General features: G+C 63.8%; 2 protein-coding genes. Both read right to left on the bottom strand.

The window, feature by feature from the left end:
- Window positions 1–119 precede the first annotated feature (119 nt).
- Complete coding sequence (gene istB, locus PIJ50_RS16295) at window positions 120–848, bottom strand: IS21-like element helper ATPase IstB (RefSeq protein WP_271976649.1); 729 nt, start codon at window positions 846–848, stop codon at window positions 120–122.
- Window positions 781–2,078 (bottom strand): IS21 family transposase (istA, locus tag PIJ50_RS16290; RefSeq protein ID WP_271976647.1); only part of this gene is annotated, 1,298 nt, incomplete at its 5' end. The genes istA and istB, both read right to left, overlap by 68 nt.

The following is a 2,078-nucleotide window of genomic DNA, read 5'->3' as shown; positions in this document are numbered from 1 at the left end:
TGTCAATCGGCGCGCAAAACTGACCCCTTATCGGCGCCCAATATTGACCCCCCTGATGCGGTTTGCGCGGGGCCTGAGCCGGCGGAACGGATCAGTGGTGGAGGCGGGTCAGGCCCCGCTCATGCGCGGTTCTTGAAGCGCCAGGACTCGTTTCCGGTCTCGATGATCTCGCAATGATGGGTGAGCCGATCGAGGAGCGCCGTGGTCATCTTTGCGTCGCCGAAGACCGTCGGCCATTCCCCGAAGGCAAGGTTCGTGGTGACGATGATCGAGGTGCGCTCGTAGAGGCGGCTGATGAGGTGGAACAGCAGCTGACCGCCGGATTGGGCGAACGGCAGATAGCCCAGTTCGTCCAGGATGACGAAGTCGAGGCGGGTCAGGTAATCGGCCATGCGACCCTGCTTGCCGCTGCGCGTCTCGGTCTCCAGACGGTTTACAAGGTCGACGACGTTGAAGAAGCGTCCGCGGGTGCCGCCCCGGATCAGGGCGCGTGCTATGGCAATGGCGAGGTGGGTCTTGCCGGTTCCGGTGCCGCCGATCAGCACGACATTGCGCTGGTCGGCCACGAAGCTGCCGGTGCTGAGGTCGCGCACCAGGCTCTCGTTGATCGGCGTGCCGGTGAAGTCGAACTCCTCGATATCTTTTGCCAATGGCAGTTTGGCGACGGTCAGTTGATAGCGGATGGATCGTGCCAGCTTCTCCGCGATCTCCGACTGCAGCAGATCGCCGACGATCCGGGGTGGCTCGTGCTGACGCTTGATGCCGGCGGCCATGACCTCGTCATAGGCGCTGCGCATTCCGTAGAGCTTCAGCGTCCCCATCAGATCGAGGATTTGGGTGCGTTCCATAATGACTTGTCCTCCTGAGGTTATCGTAGCGTGCGCAGTCGGCCATGGGCTCATGGGTCAGGCGCAGCGCGGTTGGTGTAAGCAGCGGGGGCGGCGGCGCAGGGTCGCGTTGTCGCGCGAGGATGTTGATGACGACCGGCGCGGAATGAACGCCGTGGTCAAGCGCTTCGCGGCAGGCAGCCTCGACGGCTTGAAGGCCGTCCTCCGGCACGCAGGCCAGGATCTGGACCATCTGCCGATCGCCGTCATCGCTGCCCTTCAGCTTGCGCCGGATCGCGGACATGGCGGCGGGCAAGGCCCAGTCCCTGAAGGGCGCGCCGTTGCGTAGTGCTCCGGGTTTGCGCGCCAGAACAGGCACATAATGCCAAGGGTCATAAACGGTCTGGCCTCGTCCAAAGACGCGGGCATGCTCGCCGACCACCACGCCGTCCTGCCGGATGGTGATGCGATCGGCATAGGCATGCACCTCGACCGGGCGGCCGACAGCGGTGGCCAGCACCGAATACTTGTTGTTGTCGAACCGCACCGTGCAGGTCTTCGACACCGATGCGGGCACGCTGTGGAAGCCGTCGAAGGGCCCGGCATAGGGCACGAGATGCGGGCGTTCCGCTTCGAACATCTCCCAGACCGTCTTCCCGCTTTCCTCGGGATGGCGATGGGTCTTGGCATAAGCCACGCATTTGTCGAGCAACCAGGCGTTCAGCTCGTCGAGGCTCTTCACCCGCAAACGCGGCGTGAAGAAGCGCTCCCGCACCAGCCCGACCTGGTTCTCCACCTGTCCCTTCTCCCATCCGGAGGCTGGGGTGCAGGCGACGGGCTGGATGAGATAGTGGCTGCACATCTGTAGGAAACGGCGGTTGTACTGGCGTTCCTTGCCGCTGAAGATCGCCTCCACCGCCGTCTTCATGTTGTCATAGATACCGCGTGTGCAGGCCCCCTTCAGGAAGGCGAAGGCACGGTCATGGGCATCGAAGACCATCTCCTGGCTCTCGCGCATATATGCGCGGGCAAACATCATCCGGCTGTGGCAAAGGCGGAGATGGGCGACCTTCACCGTGACGGTCACGCCCGAGATCAGCACGACCTCATGGCTCCAGTCGAACTGGTAAGCTTCGCCGGGAGCGTAGTAGAGCGGCACATAGGCCTCGGCCGTCACCGCCCCGCGGGACTGTGACCAGGTTCGCGCGAACCGGCGCACGGCATCGTATCCGCCCTCATATCCGAGGGCCT

The sequence above is a fragment of the Falsirhodobacter sp. 20TX0035 genome (genome assembly GCF_028307215.1).
Classification (GTDB): Bacteria; Pseudomonadota; Alphaproteobacteria; order Rhodobacterales; family Rhodobacteraceae; genus Falsirhodobacter.
The sequence above is the reverse complement of the archived record's forward strand: the minus strand, read 5'-3'. Positions and strand labels throughout refer to the sequence as shown.

What these genes read in the sequence shown, in the direction of transcription:
- istB (WP_271976649.1), bottom strand. Translation starts at nt 848, where the DNA reads ATGGAACGCACCCAAATCCTCGATCTGATGGGGACGCTGAAGCTCTAC.